The sequence below is a fragment of the Lysobacter sp. M15 genome (assembly GCF_022662515.1).
Classification (GTDB): Bacteria; Pseudomonadota; Gammaproteobacteria; order Xanthomonadales; family Xanthomonadaceae; genus JAKPBU01.
Genome location: NZ_JAKPBV010000016.1, coordinates 51,154 through 74,578, shown reverse-complemented (window position 1 = coordinate 74,578; position 23,425 = coordinate 51,154). Strand labels below are relative to the sequence as shown.

The 23,425-nt window shown below is 68.2% G+C and carries 19 protein-coding genes; 14 read left to right on the top strand and 5 right to left on the bottom strand.

Features of this window, described 5'->3' with window-relative positions; genetic code table 11:
• Positions 1 to 46: 46 nt before the first annotated feature.
• The 3 genes from dsbD to MC380_RS17085 are packed head-to-tail and all read right to left on the bottom strand — an operon-like array spanning position 47 to position 3,253.
• Positions 47 to 2,434, bottom strand: coding sequence for a protein-disulfide reductase DsbD (gene dsbD, locus MC380_RS17095; protein ID WP_242166203.1), 2,388 nt, complete (start codon positions 2,432 to 2,434; stop codon positions 47 to 49).
• A 5-nt stretch (positions 2,435 to 2,439) separates the two neighbouring features.
• The gene (gene cutA, locus MC380_RS17090; protein WP_242166318.1) at positions 2,440 to 2,784 is read right to left on the bottom strand and encodes a divalent-cation tolerance protein CutA; all 345 of its coding nucleotides are present in this window, start codon (positions 2,782 to 2,784) and stop codon (positions 2,440 to 2,442) included.
• A gap of 58 nt (positions 2,785 to 2,842) precedes the next feature.
• Positions 2,843 to 3,253, bottom strand: coding sequence for a helix-turn-helix transcriptional regulator (locus MC380_RS17085; RefSeq protein ID WP_242166192.1), 411 nt, complete (start codon positions 3,251 to 3,253; stop codon positions 2,843 to 2,845).
• Between the two features lie 524 nt (positions 3,254 to 3,777).
• Here MC380_RS17085 and groES point away from each other — a divergent pair.
• The 8 genes from groES (at position 3,778) to glnE (ending at position 15,982) form a co-directional block, all read left to right on the top strand.
• Entirely contained in the window at positions 3,778 to 4,065 is a 288-nt protein-coding gene (gene groES / locus MC380_RS17080) for a co-chaperone GroES (RefSeq protein WP_242101473.1), read from the top strand.
• A 96-nt stretch (positions 4,066 to 4,161) separates the two neighbouring features.
• Positions 4,162 to 5,802: a chaperonin GroEL gene (gene groL / locus MC380_RS17075; protein WP_242101472.1), complete on the top strand. Its 1,641-nt coding sequence runs from the start codon at positions 4,162 to 4,164 to the stop codon at positions 5,800 to 5,802.
• Between the two features lie 141 nt (positions 5,803 to 5,943).
• On the top strand, positions 5,944 to 6,978 hold the full coding sequence (locus tag MC380_RS17070) for a DUF4349 domain-containing protein (RefSeq protein WP_242166191.1): 1,035 nt from the start codon (positions 5,944 to 5,946) through the stop codon (positions 6,976 to 6,978).
• Between the two features lie 20 nt (positions 6,979 to 6,998).
• Positions 6,999 to 8,129, top strand: coding sequence for a UDP-N-acetylglucosamine--N-acetylmuramyl-(pentapeptide) pyrophosphoryl-undecaprenol N-acetylglucosamine transferase (locus MC380_RS17065; protein WP_242166189.1), 1,131 nt, complete (start codon positions 6,999 to 7,001; stop codon positions 8,127 to 8,129).
• Entirely contained in the window at positions 8,126 to 9,760 is a 1,635-nt protein-coding gene (locus MC380_RS17060; protein ID WP_242101469.1) for an NAD(P)/FAD-dependent oxidoreductase, read from the top strand. The genes MC380_RS17065 and MC380_RS17060 overlap by 4 nt, the downstream gene beginning before the upstream one ends.
• 62 nt (positions 9,761 to 9,822) lie before the next feature.
• Positions 9,823 to 11,403, top strand: coding sequence for an NAD(P)/FAD-dependent oxidoreductase (locus MC380_RS17055; protein ID WP_242166187.1), 1,581 nt, complete (start codon positions 9,823 to 9,825; stop codon positions 11,401 to 11,403).
• Between the two features lie 254 nt (positions 11,404 to 11,657).
• On the top strand, positions 11,658 to 13,112 hold the full coding sequence (locus MC380_RS17050) for a S8 family serine peptidase (RefSeq protein ID WP_277930019.1): 1,455 nt from the start codon (positions 11,658 to 11,660) through the stop codon (positions 13,110 to 13,112).
• Between the two features lie 83 nt (positions 13,113 to 13,195).
• Positions 13,196 to 15,982: a bifunctional [glutamate--ammonia ligase]-adenylyl-L-tyrosine phosphorylase/[glutamate--ammonia-ligase] adenylyltransferase gene (gene glnE / locus MC380_RS17045; protein ID WP_242166185.1), complete on the top strand. Its 2,787-nt coding sequence runs from the start codon at positions 13,196 to 13,198 to the stop codon at positions 15,980 to 15,982.
• A 49-nt stretch (positions 15,983 to 16,031) separates the two neighbouring features.
• Here the strand turns inward: glnE and MC380_RS17040 are convergent, their stop codons facing one another.
• The gene (locus tag MC380_RS17040; RefSeq protein WP_242166183.1) at positions 16,032 to 17,006 is read right to left on the bottom strand and encodes a mitochondrial fission ELM1 family protein; all 975 of its coding nucleotides are present in this window, start codon (positions 17,004 to 17,006) and stop codon (positions 16,032 to 16,034) included.
• Positions 17,007 to 17,106: 100 nt separating this feature from the next.
• Here MC380_RS17040 and MC380_RS17035 point away from each other — a divergent pair, with 100 nt between their 5' ends.
• The 6 genes from MC380_RS17035 (at position 17,107) to MC380_RS17010 (ending at position 21,856) form a co-directional block, all read left to right on the top strand.
• Positions 17,107 to 17,721 (top strand): malonic semialdehyde reductase, encoded by a 615-nt coding sequence (locus MC380_RS17035; protein ID WP_242166182.1) that lies wholly within the window; start codon positions 17,107 to 17,109, stop codon positions 17,719 to 17,721.
• A 38-nt stretch (positions 17,722 to 17,759) separates the two neighbouring features.
• Positions 17,760 to 18,329 carry a YceI family protein gene (locus MC380_RS17030; protein ID WP_242166305.1) on the top strand — a complete coding sequence of 190 codons (570 nt, stop codon included), beginning with the start codon at positions 17,760 to 17,762 and terminating at the stop codon, positions 18,327 to 18,329.
• A 97-nt stretch (positions 18,330 to 18,426) separates the two neighbouring features.
• Complete coding sequence (locus tag MC380_RS17025) at positions 18,427 to 19,137, top strand: pirin family protein (protein ID WP_242166180.1); 711 nt, start codon at positions 18,427 to 18,429, stop codon at positions 19,135 to 19,137.
• Between the two features lie 90 nt (positions 19,138 to 19,227).
• Entirely contained in the window at positions 19,228 to 19,425 is a 198-nt protein-coding gene (locus MC380_RS17020; RefSeq protein WP_242101463.1) for a zinc-finger domain-containing protein, read from the top strand.
• Between the two features lie 15 nt (positions 19,426 to 19,440).
• Positions 19,441 to 20,571 (top strand): glycosyltransferase, encoded by a 1,131-nt coding sequence (locus MC380_RS17015; RefSeq protein WP_242166178.1) that lies wholly within the window; start codon positions 19,441 to 19,443, stop codon positions 20,569 to 20,571.
• Positions 20,546 to 21,856: an O-antigen ligase gene (locus MC380_RS17010; RefSeq protein WP_242166177.1), complete on the top strand. Its 1,311-nt coding sequence runs from the start codon at positions 20,546 to 20,548 to the stop codon at positions 21,854 to 21,856. Before MC380_RS17015 ends, MC380_RS17010 begins: the two co-directional genes overlap by 26 nt.
• A 605-nt stretch (positions 21,857 to 22,461) precedes the next feature.
• On the opposite strand, the gene lpxL is transcribed toward MC380_RS17010, so the two are convergent.
• Positions 22,462 to 23,382, bottom strand: coding sequence for an LpxL/LpxP family Kdo(2)-lipid IV(A) lauroyl/palmitoleoyl acyltransferase (gene lpxL / locus MC380_RS17005; RefSeq protein WP_242166174.1), 921 nt, complete (start codon positions 23,380 to 23,382; stop codon positions 22,462 to 22,464).
• Between the last annotated feature and the right edge of the window lie 43 nt (positions 23,383 to 23,425).

Below are 23,425 nucleotides of genomic sequence, written 5' to 3'. Positions count from 1 at the left end.
GCCGGATTTCATCCGCTTCGCCCGCGCCCGGCGGCGGACCGTCCGGTCATCGTGCCCGCTCCACGCGCCGGGCGAAAGCTTGCGCGTCCTCGAACCCGAACAGACGCAGCTCCCGGCGTTCCGCGCCATCGACATAGAACAGGGTCGCCGGCGGGCCGATGATCCCCAGCCGCTGCATCAGCGCCTGGTCGGTGGCGTCGTTGGCGGTCACGTCGGCCTTGAGCAGGACGAAGCCCTCGAGCGCCGCATGGACCTCGGGCGTGGGGAAGGTGTACTTCTCCATTTCCTTGCAGGCCACGCACCAGTCCGCATAGAAATCGAACAGCAGCGGCTTGCCTGCGGCTTTCGCCGCGGCCACTTCCCGGTCCAGGTCGGACAGGGACTTGATGCTGCGGAATGGCAACGCCTGGCGCTCGTCCCGCGCGCCGACGACACCGGCCAGCGGCTGCAGCGGATCGTGGCCGCCCGCCATCGCACCGAACAGCTCGGCCGCGCCCACCAGCCCGAACACGACACCGGCGAATCGCAAGGCCCAGCGCCGGCCCTCGCCCAGTGCCGGGGTGGCCAGCGAAAGGACCCACACGGCGAAGGCGAGCGCCAGCAGCCCGTACAGCGCCAGGGTGGCGGCCGCAGGCAGGATGCGCGAGAGCATCCAGATCGCCAGTCCGACGAAGACGAACCCGAACACGCGCTGGATCGCCACCATCCACGGACCGGACGTGGGCAGGCCGCGACCGGCCGCCATGCCGAAAGCCAGCAGCGGGGCGCCCATGCCCAGCGCGAGCATGAACAACGCCGCGCCGCCGAACACCGGGTCGCGGGTCTGGCCGATATACAGCACGGCCGCGGCCAGCGGCGGGGCCACGCAGGGCCCGACGATCAGCGCCGACAGTGCGCCCATCGCGGCCACGCCCATCCAGGAGCCGCCACGCTGGTGGTCGCTCAGCGCACCCAGCTTCGAGCGCCAGCTGGCGGGCAGCTGCAATTCGTACAGGCCGAACATCGACAGCGACAGCGCCACGAACAGCGCCGCGAACAGCACCAGTACCCAGGGGGTCTGGAACGCGACCTGCAGGTTGGCGCCGGCCAGCCCGGCGATCACCCCGGCAATGGTGAACACCACCGCGCTGGCGAGCACGTAGACCAGCGACAGCCAGAACGCGCGCAGGGCGCCGATGCGCTCGCCGCGTCCTGCGATCAGGCCCGACAGGATCGGGATCATCGGCAGCACGCACGGGGTGAACGCCAGCAGCAGGCCGGCCCCGAGGAAGCCGAGCAGCGCGAACCAGCGATTGGATCCGGACAGCGCGCCCGCCAGGCGCTGGTCCTCGGCCTGCACCGGCTCGCCTTGCGTGGGAGCAACGCCTATCGCAGGAGCGACGCCTTCCCTGGAAGCGACGCCTTTCGTAGGAGCGACGTCAGCCGCGACCTGTTGATCTCCCACCGTGGGGACTTCTGCGTTGGCATCGTTGGGGCCTTTGGGGGAAGGGCTCGCGACTGACGTCGCTCCTATCGGGGCTTCGGATCGGAGCTTGCCGGCGGGAATCGACACCGCCACCCGCCGCGTCATCGGCGGATAGCAGATTCCACCGGTCTGACAGCCCTGGAACGTTGCGACCAGGACCGCCTTGGCCGCGTCGGTGCGTTCGCGCAGCAGCGGCAACGGCACGTCGATCTGGTCGAAGTAGACGATGACGTTGCCGAAATACTCGTCGTGATAGCTCACCCCCCGCGGCCAGCCGGGCCCGGCGGTGGCGATGCCGTCGGCGCCCTCCAGCCGGAAGCTGCTGCGATCGCGATACAGGTAGTAGCCCTTCGCTGGCGTGAAGCGCAGCAGCAGGGTGTTGCCATCGCCGGCGATCGCTTCGAAGCCAAACGCCTGCTCGGGCGGTAGCGGCATGGCGTCTGTGCCTGTTGCGGCCACCCCGGGAGCAGGCGCCGCGCCCTGGCCTGTGAGCGCACGGCCCAACGAGGCCAGTCCCGTGTTTGACGGCTGCGAAGGCGCGGGCAGCGCCACGGTCACGGTGCGCGTCTGCGGCGGATAACAGATGCCCAGGTCGGCGCAGCCCTGGTACTTGACCTTGAGGGCGATGCTGCCCGCTGGTGCCACGACCTGCTCGAGCGTGCCGCGCACCGCACCGCGAAAGGTTTCGACGCGACCGAAGAATTCATCGGTGTGCGCCTCGCCGCGCGGCAGGGCAATTGCCGCGGCCTGGCCGGTGGCGTCGGCGGGGACCGCCGAGATCCGGTGTCGGTACAGGTAGTACCCCTCGGCGATGGTCCAGTCCAGGGCGATCCGGTCCGGGCCGATGGCGCGCGCACTCAGCGCAAAGGCCTCGTCCACCGGCAGCAGATCGTCCTCGTCGATCGCCAGCGCCGGAACGGCGAACAGCAGCAACAGCAACGAAGTCAGGGCGCGCAACGACAGGGACATGGTGTTCAGTTCGAGAGGGATCCGGATCCGGCCGCGGATTCCGCGGCGATCCAGTCCAGATAGGCAGGCAATCCGTCGGCGATTTCGACCGCGATCAGTTCCGGCAGTTCGTACGGATGCAGCGCGACGAGGCGTTCGCGCAGCTTAGCGAACCGCTGTTGGGTCGTCTTGACCAGGATGAGCACTTCGCCGGCGCGCTCGACCTTTCCCTGCCACCGGTACACCGATTGCACGCCAGGCAGCAGGTTCACGCAGGCGGCCAGCTGCTCGCCTACCAGCGTGTCGGCGATATGCCGGGCGGTAGCTTCGTCGGGGCAGGTGCTGAGGCAGAGCAGGGCCGGCACGGGCAGATCCGGGCATCGAGGGCCCGCTAGGGTAGCCGAGCACCGGGCGCGGCCGGCGGCGGCACTAGGACGACGGCTTGGAGGTCCTGGCGGCGCGACTCCGGCCCAGGCGCTGATGCGCCAGCTCTTCCACCAGTTCCACCAGCGCCATGCGGCCGCGGCTGGGCGCGTCGCGAAACGCCAGCAGCAGGCGCATTTCCAGTGGATCGTCGACCAGCAGGGCATCCGCGGCCGCGACCGAGTACTGCGCGACTTCGGGGCCCAGGGTCATCGGGCCGCGCCCTGTGGCCAGCCATTCGAACTGGGTTCCGGTGGTGGTGGCGATTTCACGCAGATGCGCCATCCGTGGATTCTTGCCCTGTGGTGACTCCCAGTGACTGACCGCACTGCGCTGGACCCCCACGGCCAGCGCCAAAGCGGTCTGGGTCAGGCCCGCATGGCGGCGGGCCATCCGGATCCGGGCTTGCAAGCTCATGCCAACTCCCTGGCCAAATGTCATGGCAGCCACAGTAAACAACGCGTGCGCGACCGGTTAGCCGCAAATGATAGCGATGGTCACTATGTGAGCAACAGTAGGCACAAATTGTCTACTTTCGGTCACCAAGGGGCGTATTGATCCGATGCGGGTATGCAATCGGGCCGATCGGGGTCCCCGGCCACCATTAGCAGGCGCTGCCTAGGGTCTGCCCCAGCTTTCGCTTTGGTATTGGCACGGGCGATGCTGCATCCACACCGGTTGGAGACCGGTTTCGACAGGAGTCGGGTCTCGGGGGGACACGGCCAGGACAGCCGGGCCAGGAACAGGCGTTATCTCCCAAGCGCGCATGGACCCCATGCGCGCTTTTTTCATTTCGGCCCTTGAAGGCCAGGACCGCAGCCCCATATGCAGTCGCGTCCCGCCTAGCGGGTTCTTTGTGTCGGCAATTCTGGCAGTCGCCCTGTGCGGCTGCTAAAATTCCGCTTCTTCTTTTGTCCAATCAATCACTTGCAGAGGGTGCCATGAATCTCAAGCCGCTCTACGACCGCGTGGTCGTCAAGCCCATCGAAGCCGACGAAGTCACCGCCGGCGGCATCGTCATCCCCGACAACGCCAAGGAAAAGCCGACCAAGGGCGAAGTGCTCGCGGTGGGCGAGGGCAAGGCCCTGGACAACGGCAGCGTGCGCGCGCCGAAGGTCAAGGTCGGCGACAAGGTGATCTACGGCCAGTACTCGGGCAGCGCTTACAAGCTCGACGGCGTCGAATACAAGATCGTGCGCGAGGACGACATCCTCGCCATCGTCGGCTGAGCGTAGGGCGGGCCCAAGCCCGCCGTTTCGCAATCTCCTTTTCCTGACGGCGGGTCGAAACCCGCCCTACGAATCACAACTTCGGAGTTAGCAACAATGGCTGCCAAAGAAATCCGTTTCGGCGAAGACTCCCGCGCGCGCATGCTGCGCGGCGTCAACATCCTCGCCAATGCCGTCAAGGCCACCCTCGGCCCGAAGGGCCGCAACGTCGTGCTCGAGAAGAGCTATGGCGCGCCGACGATCACCAAGGACGGCGTCTCCGTCGCCAAGGAAATCGAGCTGGCCGACAAGTTCGAGAACATGGGCGCGCAGATGGTGAAGGAAGTCGCGTCCAAGACTTCCGACAACGCCGGTGACGGCACCACCACCGCCACCGTGCTGGCCGCCGCACTGATCCGCGAAGGCATGAAGGGCGTGGCCGCGGGCATGAACCCGATGGACCTCAAGCGCGGCATCGACAAGGCGGTGATCGCCGCCGTCGAGCAGCTCAAGAAGATCAGCAAGCCAACCGCCGACGACAAGGCGATCGCCCAGGTCGGCACCATCTCGGCCAACAGCGACGAGTCGATCGGCACGATCATCGCCGACGCGATGAAGAAGGTCGGCAAGGAAGGCGTGATCACGGTCGAGGAAGGTTCGGGCCTGGAGAACGAGCTGGATGTGGTCGAGGGCATGCAGTTCGACCGCGGCTACCTGTCGCCGTACTTCATCAACAACCAGCAGTCGATGTCGGCCGAGCTGGATGATCCCTTCATCCTGCTGCACGACAAGAAGATCTCGAACGTGCGCGACCTGCTGCCGGTGCTGGAAGGCGTGGCCAAGTCGGGCAAGCCGCTGCTGATCGTCGCCGAGGAAGTGGAAGGCGAGGCGCTGGCGACCCTGGTGGTCAACACCATCCGCGGCATCGTCAAGGTATGCGCGGTCAAGGCGCCGGGCTTCGGCGATCGTCGCAAGGCGATGCTCGAGGACATGGCGATCCTGACCGGCGGCACCGTGATCTCCGAGGAAGTGGGCCTGACCCTGGAGAAGGCCACGATCAAGGATCTGGGCCGCGCCAAGAAGGTGCAGATCAGCAAGGAAAACACCACCATCATCGACGGCGCCGGCGAGAGCTCGGGCATCGAAGGCCGGATCAAGCAGATCAAGGCGCAGATCGAGGAGACCTCTTCCGATTACGACCGCGAGAAGCTGCAGGAACGCGTGGCCAAGCTGGCCGGCGGCGTGGCGGTGATCAAGGTCGGTGCCTCGACCGAGATCGAGATGAAGGAAAAGAAGGCGCGCGTCGAAGACGCCCTGCACGCCACGCGTGCGGCGGTGGAAGAAGGCGTGGTGCCGGGCGGCGGCGTTGCGCTGGTGCGCGCGCTGCAGGCCATCGGCGAGCTCAAGGGCGCCAACGAAGACCAGAACCACGGCATCGCCATCGCCCTGCGCGCGATGGAAGCGCCGCTGCGCGAGATCGTCACCAACGCCGGTGAGGAGCCTTCGGTCGTCCTCAACAAGGTCAAGGACGGCAAGGACAACTTCGGCTACAACGCCCAGACCGGCGAATACGGCGACATGATCGCGTTCGGCATCCTGGATCCGACCAAGGTCACGCGTTCGGCACTGCAGAACGCAGCCTCGATCGCCGGGCTGATGATCACCACCGAGGCCATGGTGGCCGATGCGCCGAAGAAGGAAGAGCCGGCGATGCCACAGGGCGGCGGCATGGGTGGCATGGGCGGCATGGATTTCTGATCCGGATCGTCGACGCCGCAATCGCAACACCGGAAGGCCCGCGCAAGCGGGCCTTCCTTTTTGGGGCCGGCCCACGGCGCCCCCTAACCCCGCCGGCTGCGGCGATGCGTTGATGGAGCACCTTCACAAGGAGAACGTGGCATGGCCCGGCTCGATCCCCGTGTATTCCTGGCCGCAGCTTTGCTGGCCGCGTTGTTAGCCTGCAGCGACCAGCCTCAAACCGAGTCTTCCGTTGCCGCCGATGCGGCGATGCCCGCGGCCGGCCGTGCCCAGGCGGGCTCTGCGCATGCCACCGCCGCCGCGGAGGAAGCCAAGGCCGTGGCCCAGGTGCAGCAGCCGGGAGTGGCCGCCGACCAGCTCGCATCCAGCGCCAATACCGCGACCGGTCCGCAGCGGCGCTTCGTGCGCACGGCCGATGCCAGCTTCCAGGTCCAGGACGTGTATGCCTCGACCCTGGCGATCGAGGATGCTGTGGCCGCCGAAGGCGGTTTCGTGGTGCGCAACAGCATCAGCACGCAGACGATCCGCCAGCTTGAACGTCCGTTGGGCGATTTCAAGCGCCTGCAGTTGTCGGAGGTCGTCACCCAGGGATCGCTGGTGGTTCGGGTGCCAGGCGAGCGCACCCAGTCGTTCCTGCGCGTGATCGCCAGGCAGATGCAGTTCCTGGATACGCGCAACTTCGAAGCCAATGATGTGCAGTTCGAGCTGCTGCGCCGTCAGCTGGCTTTCGCGCGCGCGCAGGAGCTGCAGCAGGCGATCCGCAGCGCGGCCGCGCAGCCGGCCAGGACCGGAGAAAAGATCGACGCGCTCGCTGCGCGTGAGCAGATGCTTGCGATCCGCGATGAGGCCACGGTCGCGCAGCGCGAGCTGGAAGACCGGATCGCCTTCAGCACGCTGCGGCTGGAGCTGCATGAGCCCTCGCAGGTACGCGAAAACACGGTGCCTGATACTGCCGCGCTGCTCCGAGACCGCGGCCCAGGCTTCTTTGCCGAAATGGGCGAAGCGCTCGGCACGGGTTGGCGTGCGCTGCTCGCGGCGACGGTGTTCGCGACCCGGCTGTGGCCGCTCGGGATCGGGCTGGCGGTCATCGCCTGGGTCATCGGGCGCCTGCGCCGCGCGCGTCGCTCGGGGTACAACGAGGCAGTGAGCAGGCGCACCGCCGACCCGGGCGGATGATGATCGGCGACAATCCGCCGATGCCGACCGACAAACCGCTTCCTGCTCCGACCATCGCCCTCGCCGCCGGCGGCACCGGAGGCCATCTGTTCCCGGCCGAGGCGCTGGCGCGCGAGCTGATGGCGCGTGGCCACGCCGTGGTGCTGTATACCGAGCAACGCGGCGCGCAGTACGTGCAGGCACTGCAGGGCATCGAACACGTGGTCCTGCCGGCACGCAGCCTGGCCGGCGGACTGGCGGGCAAGGCAGCCGCCGGTGCGACGATCCTGCGCGCGCTGTTGCAGGCGCGCGCCGACATGAAGCGCCGCAAGGTGGCCTTGGTAGCCGGATTCGGCGGCTATCCCAGCTTCGCGCCGGCGCTGGCCGGCAGGAGCTTGGGCCTGCCGCTGCTTCTGCACGAACAGGCCACGCGCTTGAGCATGACCAACCGGCAGCTGCTGCGTTTCGCAGGCGCCGTGGCTTCCTCGTTTCCCTCCATCGCCGGCACGGAAGGGTTCGATTCGACTCGCGTGACGGTGACCGGCAACCCGGTGCGGGCGTCGATCCTGGAGGCGCGCGCCGCGTATCCCCGCTTCGACGCGGATGCGCCGCTGCGGCTGCTCGTGGTCGGCGGCAGCCAGAGCGCGCGCATCTTCGGAGAGATCGTGCCGCCTGCGCTGCTTGCCTTGCCCAAGGCGCTGCGCCGTCGCCTGCAGCTGTCGCTCCAGTACAAGGGCGAGGATGCCGATGTCCTCGCCGCGCGCCTGCGCGATGGCGGTATCGCCGCCGACATCCGTCCGTTCTTCGACGACATGGGCGCACAGCTGGCGCAGGCGCACCTGATCATTACCCGTGCCGGCGCCAGTACCGCGGCCGACCTGCTCACCGCCGGTCGCCCGGCGATCTTCGTGCCGATCCCGCATGGCGGGTCGCGCGAGGAACAGCGCCGCAACGCCGAGACCCTGGCGCAGGCCGGCGTGGGCTGGTGGACGCCGGAGAGCGACTTCACCGATGCATGGTTGCGTGGCCGGCTCGAGTCGCTGTTTGCAGCACCTGACACGCTGCCCCAGGCCGCCGCCGCCGCCGTGGCGATGGCAAAGCCCAACGCAGCTGCAAACCTGGCCGATCTGGTGGAACGCATGCTCGAACCCAACGGAAACCCCGAACCATGAGCGATACGCGCAGCAGCGACGTGCTGATCATCGGCGGTGGCCACAACGGCCTGGTCTGCGCGGCCTACCTGGCAGGCGCCGGGTTGAAGGTGCGCGTGCTGGAACGGCGCGGCATCGTCGGTGGCGCCGCGGTGACCGAGGAGTTTCACCCGGGCTTTCGCAACTCGGTCGCCAGCTACACGGTGAGCCTGCTCAACCCCAAGGTGATCCGCGAGCTGCGCCTGGCCGAGCACGGGCTGCGCGTGGTCGAGCGACCCTATGCGAACTTCCTGCCGTTGCCGGACGGTCGCGCGTTCCGGCTGGGTGGCGGGCACACCCAGGCGGAAGTGGCCAAGTGGTCGCAGCGAGATGCGCAGCGCCTGCCGGAATACAACGCGATGCTCGACCGTGTCGTGGTGGTATTGCGCGAGCTGATGCAGCGCACGCCGCCGAACGTGTCCGACCGCTTCGTGCTGGCCGACTGGATGGCGTCGCTGTCCGCGGCGAAGCAGCTCAAGCACCTGGACATGCGCGGCCGCCGCGATCTGCTCGATCTGTTCACCAAGTCGGCCGGCGAACTGCTCGACAGCTGGTTCGAATCCGAACCGCTCAAGGCGGTGCTCGGCTGGGATTCGGTGGTGGGCAACTTCGCCAGCCCGTACACGCCGGGAAGCGCCTATGTGCTGCTGCACCACGTATTTGGTGAAGTCAACGGCAAGGCCGGTGTCTGGGGCCATGCCATCGGCGGCATGGGTGCGATCACCGCGGCGATGCGCAAGGAGTGCGAGGTGCGCGGCGTGCTCATCGACACCGATGCCGAGGTCGCGCGCGTGATCGTAGAAGGCGATAAGGCGGTGGGCATCGCGCTGGCGGACGGCCGTGAGCTGCGCGCGAACACCGTGGTCTCCAACCTCAACCCCAAGCTGCTCTACACCAGGCTCATCGCGCGCGAACACCTGGACGACGACATCGCCCAGCGCTTCGAACGCTACCGCTGCGGCTCGGGCACGTTCCGCATGAACGTGGCGCTGTCGGAGCTGCCGGACTTCAGCGCCGCGCCTGGCACGCAGCTGCAGCCGCACCACCAGAGCGGGATCCTGATCGGTCACTCGCTGCAGTACTTCGAGCAGGCCTACTTCGACGCCAAGTCGAAGGCGCACAACGCTGGATGGGCGCGCAATCCGATCGTGGAAGTGGTGATTTCCTCGACCCTGGACGACACGCTGGTCGATGCGCGCCTCGCCCAGGCCGGACAGCACGTCGCCAGCCTGTTCTGCCAGCAGGTACATCCCGAGGTCGACGGCGGCTGGGATGCGCATCGCGACACGGTCGCGAAGCTGATGATCGATACGGTCGATGCCTATGCGCCGAACTTCCGCGCCAGCGTGCTCGGCTACGAGGCGCTCTCGCCGCTGGACCTGGAGCGGCGCTTCGGCCTGGTTGGTGGCGACATCTTCCACGGTTCACTCGGCCTGGATCAGATGTTCAGCGCGCGGCCGCTGCTGGGCCAGGGCAATTACCGCGGCGCGCTCGACGGACTGTATCTGTGCGGTTCAGGCACCCATCCGGGCGGCGGGGTGACCGGCCTGCCCGGGCGCAATGCCGCACGCGAGATCCTCAAGGACCTGCACAAGGGGCCGCGTCCGGACTGAGCTGTCCCGCCGCGGCCGTGCACCGCGTTCGTTTCCAGCAACACCTCCGCCGGGAACCAGCCATGGGTCGAACCCCGTTGTTCCACCTGCTGCAGCGCGCGGCGCGCATCGCGCGTGCTTCCTTGCACGACGATGCACCGCTCGACGAGTTTTACGCACGGGGCAGGGAAGTGCGCTTCGACGCACAACGCCGACGCCTGCTGCAGGGCGGCGGGGCGGCGCTGGTGCTCGCGGGCTGCAGCGCGGTTCCGAATCCGGTGATGGCGCGGGGCGAGGAAGTGGTCATCGTCGGCGCCGGGATTGCCGGGCTGACCGCGGCCTGGCGCCTGCGCCAGCAGGGCGTGCGGGTACGCGTGTTCGAGGCGCAGACCCGGGTCGGCGGCCGGATGCTCAGTCTGCGCAACCATTTTCCGGAGGGCCAGGTGATCGAGCTCGGCGGCGAGCTGATCGACACCGACCACGTGCGCATCCGCGCATTGGCGCAGGAACTGGGTCTGGCGCTGGACGATCTGCTCGAAGGCGATACCGGCCACGACACCTGGTTCTTCGACGGCCGCGCGATCGGCGAGCGCGAGATCGTCGAGGCCTTCGTGCCGGTCGCCGCGGCGATCGAACGCGATCTCGCCGCCGCGGGCGATGGCAGCTACGACCATCGCGATGCGAATCCGGCGTTCCGCGCGCTGGATGCGCTCAGCATCGCGCAATGGTTCGACCGCAACGGCGTTTCCGGCTGGCTGCGCAAGCTGCTCGACGTGGCCTATACCACCGAGATGGGGCTGGAGATCGACCAGCAGTCTGCGCTCAACTTCCTCACCTTCATCGGCACCGAAGAGAAGGACGCGTTCAGGATTTTCGGCGCCAGCGATGAGCGCTTCCACGTGCGCGGCGGCAATGACCTGGTCCCGCAGCGCCTGGCGATGCGGCTCGATGACGCGATCGAGACCGGGCATGTCCTCGAGGCCGTCGCATCGCAGAGTGAGGGTTATCGCCTCACGTTCCGTACCGCGGGCGCATCGCGCGACGTGATCGCGCGTCAGGTGATCCTCGCCCTGCCGTTCACGCTGCTGCGCGATGTCCGCATTTCGGCCGAACTGCCAGCGGCCAAGCGCCGCGCCATCGACACGCTCGGTTACGGCGCCAACGCCAAGCTGATGATCGGCTACGAACGCCGCGTCTGGCGCGAGCACGGCGCCAACGGTGCGGTGATGAGCGATCTTCCGTTCCAGACCACCTGGGACACCAGTCGCAAGCAGGCCGGCACCGCCGGCGCGCTGACCAACTTCACCGGCGGCCGGCACGGCGTCGAACTGGGACAGGGCAGCGCCAGGGAGCAGGCCAACGCGGCCACGCGAAGCCTGGACGCAATCTTTCCCGGCATCGCCGCCGCACGCGGCAACGGGCGCGAAGCACGGATGCACTGGCCCAGCCATCCCTGGGCGCGTGGCAGCTACGCCTGCCTGCGGCCCGGCGACTGGAGCAGCCTGCGCGGAATCATGGGCGAATCGGTCGGCGGCCTGCATTTCGCCGGCGAACACTGTGCGCTGGAAACCCAGGGTTTCATGGAAGGTGGCTGCGAATCGGGCGAGCTCGCGGCCGAGGCGGTGCTGACGAACCTTGAAATCGTTTCCAACAAAGCCGCATAACTTGCGGATTTCTGTACTCGTTGGTTTCTTTTTGCACTGCAGCGTGCACGAGGTCTAACGATACTTTCACAATCCTCCCCGCATCCCGACGTGGGGGAGGGAGCAGGCCCGCAGCGACCTTGGTCGTTGCGGGCTTTTTCTTTGCGTGGCCGGACCGAAGGCCGCAGTACGTGGCGCAACGCGATCTGTGGATTGCGATACGCTCCGTGTCAGCGTGACGCCCGTCACGCGCTGCACTTCAACAGGGGTCTTGCATGCACAAACTCGCAACCGCCATCGCGGCGGCAATCGGTTCGCTCGTGTTGCTCTCTGCCGCGTCGGTCGACGCTGCAACGCCATCCGCTCCCGCCACCAATCGCTATGTGGTGGTCTTCAAGTCCGGCACCCTGCCTGCCGACGCCGCGCTGCGCGTCCGCGCGAATGGCGGCAAGGTCACGCGTTCGTTCCAGCAGGTCGGCGTTGCCACCGTGCAGGGCGATGCGGCATTCGCCGCGCGCATGGCGAAGGACGGCAAGGTGCTGTCGGTGGGCAGCGAGCACGTGTTCAAGTTGCCCGCAACCGCGAAGCAGGAACTCGCGCAGATCGACGGCGCCCCCACTGCCGCCGACAATCTCTACGCCACCTATCAGTGGGACATGCGCCGCATGGGCGCTCCGGCCCTGTGGAATCGTCTGCCGCTGACCGCCAGCACCCCGCGCGTCGCGGTCCTGGACACGGGCGTGATGGGCACGCACCCGGATCTCGTCGGCCAGGTGGATGCGTCAGTGTCTACCACCTACTGCAACACCGTCGGACCGGATGGTTCGGCGGCCTATCCGGTCTACGCCACCCTGATCGATTTCGACGCGCATCCGGACTGGTCGCCGGACGACGGCTGCACGCCCGTCGCGGCCTCGTACGAAAGCCACGGCACCCACGTGGCCGGCACCATCGCCTCCAAATTCGGCGGCGGCCGGGTGGTGGGTGTTTCCCCCGATGCCAAGATCGGCGCGTACAAGGTGTTTGACCGCTATCGCTACACCGATCCGGTCGATGGCCTGGTGGAGGGAGTCGGCGCGTTCGACGGCCCGCTGTTCAGCGCCATCATGCAGGCCACGCAGGCCGGCTATCCGGTGATCAGCATGAGCCTGGGCAGCCACGTACTGCGCAACGACAAGGGCAGCAATGCCTCGTGGCTGGCCTGGAACCGGGTCGCGCAGTGGGCCAACCGCAATGGCGCGCTGCTGGTGGCATCGGCGGGTAACTCGGCCTACAACCTCAACGGATCGCTGGCGCACGTGCCCTCGGACCTGTCCACGGTGCTGAGCACGTCGGCCACTGGCACCAGCCAGCTGATCGCAGTGGGTGGCGAAAGCGTCGCCGCGCCGGGTTCAGACACCCTTGCGTCGTATTCCAACTACGGCTCTTCTGTCGACGTAGCCGCGCCTGGCGGCGACTGCGGCCCCGGCAACTGCAGCGATCCGGCGTACTTCATCCTGAACGCCGGCATCCGCGAGACCGCACCCATGGGCGTCCCGGTGTACTACTTCATGGCGGGCACCTCGATGGCCACGCCGCACGTGAGTGCGGTGGCCGCCCAGGTCCGCGCCCTGCATCCGGACTGGACGCCGGGCGAGGTGCGTTCCTGGCTGAAGGAAACCGCGCAGAACGTCGGCAGCCGCCAGGGCTTCGGTGCGGGCCTGGTCGACGCGGACGCCGCGACCCGGTAAGCGTCGCGTTTCGTTGTACGGCACGGGCGGCGCTGGCCGCCCGTGTTCGTTTGCGGTTCCGGAGGCCATGCCAGAATCGGGCGATGGACGTCGAGCCCGCATTGGCGCTGGTGATCGAGCGGGCGCTGGAGCGGCTGCAAGCCGCGGGTGTGGCGGTCGATGTCGATCGGCAGGCATTCGAGCAGGTCGCGCTTGCAAGCGATTTCGCAGTCGAAACGTTCGTCAGCCAACCCACGCTGGGGACGCGACTGGCAGGCGGCGACACCGCATGGCCGGACGCACCGCAGCTGGAGCCGGACAATCGTGCGGACTGGCCGCGGCTGCTGCGCCGTTACCGGGCGGCCGCATCTGCGCGCCTGGTCTGGCGCGACGTGCGCGGACTCGACGATGTGGACGCAACGCTCGCCGGCAGCACGCAGCTGGCGGAAACCTGCCTGCAGCTCGCGCTCGACGCGCTGGATCGCGACTTCGCCCAGCGCCATGGCGTGATCCGCAACGCGCAAGGCGAAGTCCAGCGGCTGGTCGTGTTCGGGCTGGGCAAGCTGGGCGGTGGCGAGCTGAATTTTTCCTCCGACGTCGACCTGGTCTACGCCTACGAGAGCGATGGTGAGTCCGACGGTGCCAGAAGCCTGGCGGCACCAGACTATTTCGCCCGCATCGGCCAGCAGCTGGCCAGGTTGCTCGATGAGGTGACCGCGGACGGCTTCAGCCATCGCGTCGACCTGCGGCTGCGGCCGTTCGGCAATGCCGGCAGGATCGCGCTCAGCTTCGCCGCGATGGAGCAGTACTTCCAGCGCGAAGGTCGTGACTGGGAGCGGTACGCGTGGCAGAAGGCGCGCCCGGTCGCGGGCGATCTCGACGCCGGCGAACGTTTTCTGGCCACGCTGCGGCCATTCGTCTACCGGCGCTATCTGGATTTCGGCGCGCTCGACGGGCTGCGCGCGATGAAGGCGGCGATCGCGGCCGAAGTGGCACGCAGGGAGCTGGCCGACGACATCAAGCGCGGACCTGGCGGGATCCGCGAGATCGAATTCCTGGTGCAGGCGCTGCAGCTGATCCGCGGCGGACGGGAACCGGCGCTGCAGGAACGCCGGTTGCTGCCGGCAATGCACGGGTTGGTCGCCGCCCGTCAGGTCGACCCCGACGTTGCTGAAAGCCTGTCCGCGGCGTATCGCTTTTTGCGCCGGCTCGAAAACCGGCTGCAGATGCTGCGCGACGAGCAGACCCATGTGCTGCCTGCCGATGCGCTCACCCGCCTGCGGCTGGCGCGCGGCCTGGGCTTCGTCCACTGGGAGGCCTTGCAGGGCGAACTGGAGCTGCATCGGGCGCGCGTTGCCGGTGAATTTGCGGCCCTGCTGGCGCCGCGCGGCCGCAGCCGCGCACCGGCCGCGCTCGGCGCCTACTGGTTCGCGCTGCCAAACGGCGGCGATGGCGACGCGCTGGCCACGGCTGGGTTCGCCGACGCCGGCGGCCTGGACGCCAGGCTGCGCGATTTCGCGCGTGCGCCCGGCGTGCGCGATCTTTCCGATGCTGCGCGCGCGCGCCTGGATCGGGTCATGCCGGCGCTGCTGCAGGCTGCAGCGGACGCGTCGCAGCCCGATGCGGCGCTGCTCCGGGTGCTGGCGCTGCTGCACAACATCCTGCGCCGTGGCAGTTACCTGGCGCTGCTGGACGAACAGCCGGCGGCCGTGACGCGGCTGGTCGATGCGGTGTCGCGCAGCGCGCTGCTGGCCGAACGCATCGCCGCCTATCCGCTGCTGCTCGACGAGCTGCTCGATGCGCGCGTGTCCGGCGAGTTGCCAGGGCGCGACGGGCTGCGCGAGGAGTGCGAAGCCGCCGTGACCGGCCTGCACGGCGACGTCGAGTCCGCGCTGCAGGCGCTCAACGAGCGCCGCCAGGCGCTCGGCTTCCGCATCGGCTTGGCTACGCTCGACGGCCGCCAGCCGGCCACCGACAGCGCGCGGCAGCTGGCATGGCTGGCCGATGCGGTGGTCGCGATCGTGCTCAAGCTGGCGACCGCGGAAGTGGAACGCAGCCACGGCCGCATCGAGGGCGCGCGCTTCGCCGTGCTCGGTTACGGCAGCCTGGGCGGCGAGGAACTCGCCTTCGGTTCCGATCTCGACCTGGTGTTCCTGTACGACGCTGCTGCGACGGCGCATTCGGATGGCGCACGTTCCCTGGACGCGCCGCGCTGGTTCGCGCGGCTGGCGCAGAAGATCGTGGCGCTGCTGGGCAGCGAAACCGGCGCGGGCAAGCTCTACGAAGTCGACGTGCGCCTGCGGCCGGATGGCACGCACGGGCTGCTGGTGTCCACGTTCGCAAGCTATTGCGAGTATCAGCGCGAGCGCGCATGGACCTGGGAACACCAGGCCCTGGTGCGCGCGCGCTGCGTGGCGGGCGATGGGTCGCTAAGCGCCGACTTCAGCCGCCTGCGCGGCCAGGTGCTGGGGCGCGTGCGCGACCATGCCGCGCTCTTGCGCGACGTCGGCGACATGCGCCGGAGGATGCGCGCGGAACTCGATCGCTCCGATGCCGCGCGCTTCGATCTCAAGCAGGGCGAGGGTGGGTTGGTGGATCTGGAATTCATGCTGCAGGCGCTGGTACTGGCCGAGTCCTCGCGCGCACCGGCTCTGCTCGAACCGCGCGCGACGCCTGGCTTGCTGGCCGCCGCGGGCCAGGCGCGGCTGCTGGATGTCGAAACCGCCAATTCCTTGCGCCAGGCGCATGCGGTGCTCACCGACGCTGGCCTGCGCTGCACGCTCGATCGCCGCCCGCGGTTGACCGCGCCGACCGATGCCATCGCGGCCGCGCGCGAGGCGGTGGCGGCTGCGGTCCGGCGTGCAGGGCTGGATTTCAGTCGCACACGCTAGAGAGGGCATGGCCGGGTCGATGTCGCCGCCGGCGCAGCGGGCGATGCGCTTACAGGCTTAGCCTGCGGCGTACTTCGGCGGCCACACGCGCGGTTTCGCGGAGCGGTTCGGCCGGAAATGATTTGAGCGCGGCGTCGACCGGCTGGATGCGTCCGCGCGCGAGCAGCGCATCCAGGAATCGGCGCGGCCTGCCGCCGACCGAGCCGGGATCGAAGACGAAGACCGGCGCGCGGGTGGCGCAGGCTTCGCTGATCATGTTCACCGAATCGGCGGTACAGACGATTCGGTCCGCATATGCCAGCAGGCCGGGATAGGGATTCTCGCCGTCCGCCGCACCGAGCCAACAAGTCCCGGGCCAGCGGGAGGCGAACTCCCGCAGTGCGTCGAACAGCGCCGGATTCGTGCGCCGCGATGCGGTGAGCAAGAGGCTGCCGCCGTCGCGCGCCAGGGCGCGATCCAGCTGCGAGAGCAGGATCGGAAGCGCCGCAGCATCGAGTCGTGCGTGCCGGCTGGCGCCGCCGACCAGCACCGCGGTGCGTGGTGCCGGCAGCTGGGCGAACGCTGCAAAGTGCGCGCGCGCCTGCGCCAGCCAGGCATCGTCCACCGGGTGCAGGCTGCCGAGCAGGGTGATGACGTTGTCGCCCCGCAGCCCGTCGTGCTCCGGTGCGACCACCAGGTCCCAGTGTGTGGGCCGGATGCGCGGGTCGAGGATCTGCACTGCGCGCGTGCCACGCTGCCGCAGCAGGCGTGTGGCCAACGCGGCCTGACGTCCACAGCCAACGGCCAGCTGCGGCGCCGCTTGCAATGCAGACGCGAATGCAGGGCCGAAGGCCCGCGTGGCCCCCGGCCAGCGGCGCGGCGCCAGCTGCTGCGCCAGCCATCCGGGCTGCAGCACGATGTCGCGTTCGGCTGCGATCCCGAGCGCATGCACCAGAGCCTGCGCCTGCCGCACATTGCCGGCATGGCCGTCGCTCACCGTCCATGTGCGTGGGGAATGCGCCAGGCCTGTCGGAGGTCGTTCCACTTATGTAGCCAATCCGTTGCGAAGCCGCAGCGTTCGCTTCACCGGCGGAACTTTACACTGCGCCACTTCGCCGCAATCGCGGCCGTCCTTCGAGAACCGGATGACCCAGGCCTCCACCGTGCCCGACAAACCCACCCTCGATCAGCCGGCTCTCGATCAACTTTTCCTGCAGGCGCGTACCTACAACGCGTTCTCGGGCGAGATCGACGACGCCACCCTGCACCGGCTTTACGATCTGCTGAAGTTCGGCCCGAGCACGGCCAATTCCACGCCCGCGCGCTTCGTGTTCGTGCGCTCGCAGGCGGCCAAGCAGCGGCTCGGCCCCGCGCTGGATGAAGGCAATTACGCCAAGACCATGGCCGCGCCGGTCACCGCGATCGTCGCATACGACCTGCGCTTCTACGACAAGTTGCCGGTGCTGTTTCCGCATACCGATGCCAAGAGCTGGTTCGACACCAAGCCCGAGGACGCGCTGACCACGATCGCCCTGCGCAACGGCAGCCTGCAGGGGGCCTACCTGATCCTGGCGGCGCGCGCGCTTGGCCTGGACTGCGGCCCGATGTCCGGGTTCGACAACGCCAAGGTGGACGCGGCCTTTTTCCAGGGCACGTCGATCCGCTCCAATTTCCTGGTCAACCTCGGCAAGGGCGACCCGGCCAGCATCTTCCCGCGCTCGCCGCGGCTGGGCTTCGACGAAGCCTGCCGCATCGAGTGACCCATTCCCTGTCCACAAGGAGAGTTTCCGTGCGCAAGTTGTTGCTCGTCACCGCCCTGTTCGCCTTCACGGGCGTCGCGTTCGCGGCTCCGGTCAGCTACAAGATCGATCCCAACCACACCAATGTCCTCGCTTCCTGGACCCATTTCGGCTTCTCGCGTCCCACCGTCAACTTCGGCCAGGCCGATGGCACGATCGTCTACGACGCGGAGAATGTGGGCGCTTCGAGCGTGCAGGTCACTCTGCCGCTGAAGGGCCTCAGCGCACTGGCCGATGACTTCTACGACCACCTGACCAGCGCGGACTGGTTCGACGCGGCCCAGTACCCGGACGCCACGTTCAAGAGCACCGCGGTCGAAGCCGCCGGCGAGGGCAAGCTGAAGGTGACCGGCGATCTCACCGTCAAGGGCATCACCAAGCCGGTGGTGCTGGATGTCACCCTGAACAATGCGGCCGAGCACCCGATGGGCAAGCGCGCGGCGATCGGTTTCGATGCCACCGCCACGGTCAAGCGCAGCGATTTCGGTCTGGGCAAGTACGCGCCCAACGTCAGCGACGAAGTGGCGCTGCGCATCACCACCGAGGCGATGGTGCCGAAGGCCGAATAAGACCATTTATGCGGGAGCGGCCCTGGCCGTGAATGCCGCCCGCGCCGGGTAGAAGATCAGGCGCATCGCGGCCAGGGCCGCTCCCAAGATGAAGTCCATGATCATCGAACGCAGATCTGCGCAGCGCGGACAGGTGAGCGCCGGCTGGCTCGACAGTCGGCACACATTCTCGTTCGGCCACTATCACGACCCGCAATGGATGGGTTTCGGTCCGCTGCGCGTCATCAACGAGGACCGGGTCGCGCCGGGCGCGGGTTTTCCGCCGCACAGCCACGCCAATATGGAGATCCTCAGCTATGTGCTGTCCGGTGCGCTCGCGCACGAGGACAGCCACGGCGGCAAGGGGGTGCTTCACCCGGGCGAGCTGCAATGGATGAGTGCGGGCCACGGCATCGAGCACAGCGAGTTCAACGCCTCGCAATCCGAGCCGGTTCATTTTCTGCAGATCTGGATCCAGCCCGACCGGGTCAACGCTGCGCCGGACTACGACCAACGCGCATTCGATGCCAGGGACAGGCGCGGACGCTGGGTGACCCTGGCCTCGCCCGACGGCGGCGATGGCAGCATCGCGATCCGGCAGCAGGTCTGGCTGCGCGGCGTGCAGCTGGGTGCCGGCGACCGGGTCGCCGCGGTGATCGATCCCGAACGGCGCTACTGGCTACACGTCGCGCAGGGTGAGGTCGACGTCGACGGCCGGCGGCTGCAGGCGGGCGATGCGCTGGGCTTCGTGAACGAAGCGGCGGGGGTCACGCTGCAGGGCGTGGCCGGACCCGACGCCGACATCCTGCTGTTCGACCTGCCCTTGTAGCAGCGCCGCTCGGCGCGATCTGGTCCGGCAGCACTGCCGTGAGGTTTACGGCGCGCGCTAAACTGCGCGCATCCGATCCAGGCGCCGCCCATGACCGCCAGCCAGACCCCGACCCAGGCCAATGCGCAGAAGCAGTACGAGGTGCATCGCAGCGATCTGCCGCTGAGCTGCCCGCTGCCGTCGATGGCGCTGTGGAATTCGCATCCGCGGGTGTACCTGGCGATCGAGAACGAGGGCGGCCAGTCCGACTGCCCCTACTGCGGCGCGCACTTCGTCCTGGTCGATTGAAGCCCGGCCCGCGGCATGACGCGTCCGCTGACCGTCGTGCAGCTGCTGCCCGCGCTGGAGACCGGCGGGGTCGAGCGTTCCGCCCTCGAAATCGCCGCGGCGCTGGTGGGCGCCGGGCATCGCGCCGTGGTCGTGTCGGCCGGTGGCCGGCTCGTGCCGCAGCTGCATGAGCTTGGCGCGGAACACGTGGAACTCGATATCGGACGCAAATCGCTGCTGACCTTGCGCCGCGTCCCCATGCTGCGTCGGCTCCTGCGCGACTCGGCCGCCGATATCGTCCACGCGCGCTCGCGCCTGCCGGCCTGGATCGGCTGGCGCGCGCTGCAGGGCATGCCGTCCGGGCATCGCCCGCACTTCGTCACCACGGTGCACGGGCTCAATTCGCCCTCGCGCTACAGCGCCATCATGACCCGCGGCGAGCGCGTGATCTGCGTTTCGAACACGGTCCGCGACTACGTCAGGCGCCATTATCCGGCGACCGATCCGCGCCGCTTGCGGGTAATCGCGCGCGGAATCGATCCTGCAGCGTTTCCGCGCGCGGCGCCGCGGGATCCTGGCGCACGCGAGCAGCTGGCGGCGCAGATTCCCCAGCTTGGCGGTGACGGTCCGCTGCTGTTGCTGGCCGGACGCGGCACCCGGCTCAAGGGTCATGCCGATGCGCTGGCGCTGCTGCAGGCGCTGCGAGAAGGCGGACTCGATGCCCGCCTGTGGATGCCCGGCGCGCGCGATCCGGACCGCGCAGCGTACGTGGCCGAACTCGAAAGGGAGGCGTTGAGGAGGGGTGTTTCCGGTATGGTTGCGATCACTGCGCCGACCGCGGAGATCGCCCAGGCCTATGCCGCCAGCGACCTGGTGCTGCAGCTCTCGCGCAAACCCGAAGCCTTCGGGCGCACGGTGATCGAAGCGCTGTCGGTGGGCCGACCGGTACTGGGCTGGGACCATGGCGGGGTGGGCGAGCTGTTGCGCGAGCTGCAGCCGCAGGGGGCCCTCGCTGCGTTCGACGCCACAGCGCTGGCGGACCGCGCGCGGCATCTGCTCGCGCAACCGCCGGCGCCTCCGGCTACCATGCCTTACACGCTGCAGGCGATGCAGCAGGCCACGCTTGCGGTGTATCGCGAACTTGTCGACGCTCACAGCCAATCCTGATCCCACGCACGCGCAAGCGCACGGCTGGCGCTGGGCGCCGTGGTGGGTACTCGCCTTCGTTGCGTTGTGGCCTGCCCCCGGCTATGCCGAAGGCGTGATGGTGCTCGGTGCGCTGGCGGCAATCGTGAAGCTGCTGCTCGCGCGTTTTCGTGGCGGAATGCAGCTGCTCAGCGGACCGGCGTGGGCCTTGACCAGTGTGCTGTTCTTCGCCTACTGGCTGCCGGAACTGTTCTCGGCGGTGGATGCAGCGGATCAAGCGCGCGCGCTCAAGGAATCGCTGGTGGACCTGCGCTACCTGCCGTTCCTGTGGCTGGTGGCTGCCGCGGTTGCAGGCGACCGGGCGCGCCGGATCACATTCGTGGGCCTGGGCGTGATCGTGGGCATATGGACGATCGATGCGCTGCTGCAGGCGGGCTTCGGCGCCAGCCCGCTGTTCTCCGGCATCGACCGCATCAAGCACGCGATCAGCGGGCATGGCATGTGTCCGGTGCAGAACCTGGCCCAGGACCGCCTCAGCGGCGTGCTCGGGCCGTGCAACCTCAAGCTCGGCCTGGTGCTTGCCAGCCTGGCGCCGTTCGCGCTGTACGCGGCGGCGCGCCGCTTCGGCGCCATCGGCTGGATCGTCGCGTCAGCGGCGGTGGGCTTGGTCGTACTGATGGCCGGGTCGCGCGCGTCCTGGATCACCTACGGTCTGGTTCTGCTGCTGTCCGGCTGGCGCCTGCTGGGATGGAAGAAACTGCTGGGGGTGTTCGCTTTCGGCGCGGTCGTGATGGCGGCATTGGTGGTGTTCTCGCCGCAGGTCCGCGACCGCATCGAACGCACCACCCAGGCCGTGACCGCCGATCAGGAAGGCGTCGACGTGGCGCTGTCGGGTCGCACACGCATCTGGGGCGCGGCGGCCTGCATGGCGCGCCAGCATCCGCTCAACGGCGTGGGTGCGCGCGGCTTTCGCGAGCAGTTCACAGCTTGCGATCCAGAATCCGGCAAGCTGCCGGCCTGGGGCTCGGGCCCAGCGCTGCATGCCCACCAGATTCTGCTGGAGATCCTGAGCGAGACCGGAGCGATCGGGCTGTTGCTGTGGCTGGCCGGCGCCGCCATGGCCTGGCGCGCCTGGCGCTATGCGAGCGCCGCGGCCCGCGAACGGGCGCGACCGGCGATGCTGGCACTGGTGGTGACGGTGTTTCCGTTCAACACCCATCTGGCGTTCTATTCCACGTTCTGGGGCGGGCTGACTCTGATGCTGGCTGCGTTGTATGCGGGCAGCCTGCTGGCGCGAGAGCGATAGTTTCACTCTTAGTAGCAGAGCTTTCGCCTAGCGGCGAGTTACTTTCTTTGCTGGTGCAAAGAAAGTAACCAAAGAAAGCACCTGCTCGTGAAATCAACCCCGCTCAGGGGAGATGCGGTGCCGTCGCCATTTTCGGACTCGCCATCCATGGCTCGGTCCGAAAACGGCCGGCATCCATGCCGGCCGCCCTCCGGGTGTCCGGATGCGGATTGCATGTGCAGTGTCGAGAAGGTCAAAGACGGAGGTCGACCTGTCGGCAGCAGATCATCTGGCAATTCGGCTTACCCACGCCTTTGACTTTCGCAGACCTGCAGAAGCCACCAGCGCCCGGAAACCCCGGAGGGGCGGCGGCCATGGATGGCCGCCGTTTTCGGATCGAGGCAGGGATGCCGAGTCCGAAAATTGCTTCGCCACCCATACGCCTTGAGCGATCTGTCGAGGAAGGTGCTTTCTTTGCCTACTTTCTTTACTCGCACCTGCGGTGCTCGCCCTTCGGGCCGGCTTCGCCGTTCGCGCCTTCGGCGCAGTGCACCAGCAAAGAAAGTAGGTCGCCTTCAGGCGAAAGCTCTAGGCTCGAAAGGCGGATTCGAGAACCTGGATAGGGCCTAGCTGCGCCCGTATGGCGACTGCCCGTCCGGCGTCCGCTTGAAGCGCCGGTGGATCCACAGGTACTGCTCGGGTGCGGCCCGCGCCATGGTTTCGATACCCGCCATGACCCGCGCGGTGTCGGCAGTGGCATCGGTGGAGGGGAAATCCGCAAGCATCGGCGACAGCCTGAGCGCATAGCTTCCGTCCGCACGACGCGCATGCTGGAACAGCAGCACCGCCGCGCCGGACATCCGCGCCAGGGCATGGGTCGATGTCAGGCTGTGCGCGGGCTGGCCGAAGAACGGGACGAAGACCGCGTCGCCGCGGCTCGGATCCTGGTCCGGCGCGTACCACAGCAGGCCGCCACGCTTGAGATGCCGGACCGCGCCGCGCACGTCCTGCTTGGGGAACATGACGGCTGCGTAGCGCGCCCGGCCACGGCGCACCGCCCATTCCATGGCCGGTTGCGCATGCGGACGGTACATCCCGGCCAGCGGCACGTAGTCGCACATCAGCCGGCCGCAGACCTCCAGGGTGGTGAAGTGGCCGGAGACCACGATGACGCCGCGCCCGCCTTCGCGTGCGGCCTGGATATGCTCCAGGCCTTCGACTTCGATCCCGCGTCGCAGCGGGCCTACCGAGCCCCACCACGCGCGCGCGAACTCGAACACACCGATGCCCAACGCTGCGAAGTGCGCGCGCAGCAACCGGGCGCGTTCAGTTGCATCCTCTTCGGGAAAGCACAGCTCGAGATTGCGCGCGGCGATGCGCCGCCGCTGCGCCAGAACGAGCCGCAACGCATCGCCCAGGGCGCGCCCCATCGCGCGCTGCAGTGGCCAGGGCACGCGTGCGAGCAGCGCCATGGCGCCAATTCCGATCCAGGTGGGCCAGTCGCGCGGGGATACGGGCGGACGGGTGGATGACGGCTCAGGCGGCATTGCGGAATTCTAGCCGCCGGGCGGTCTGCGCCCGTGCAGCGCA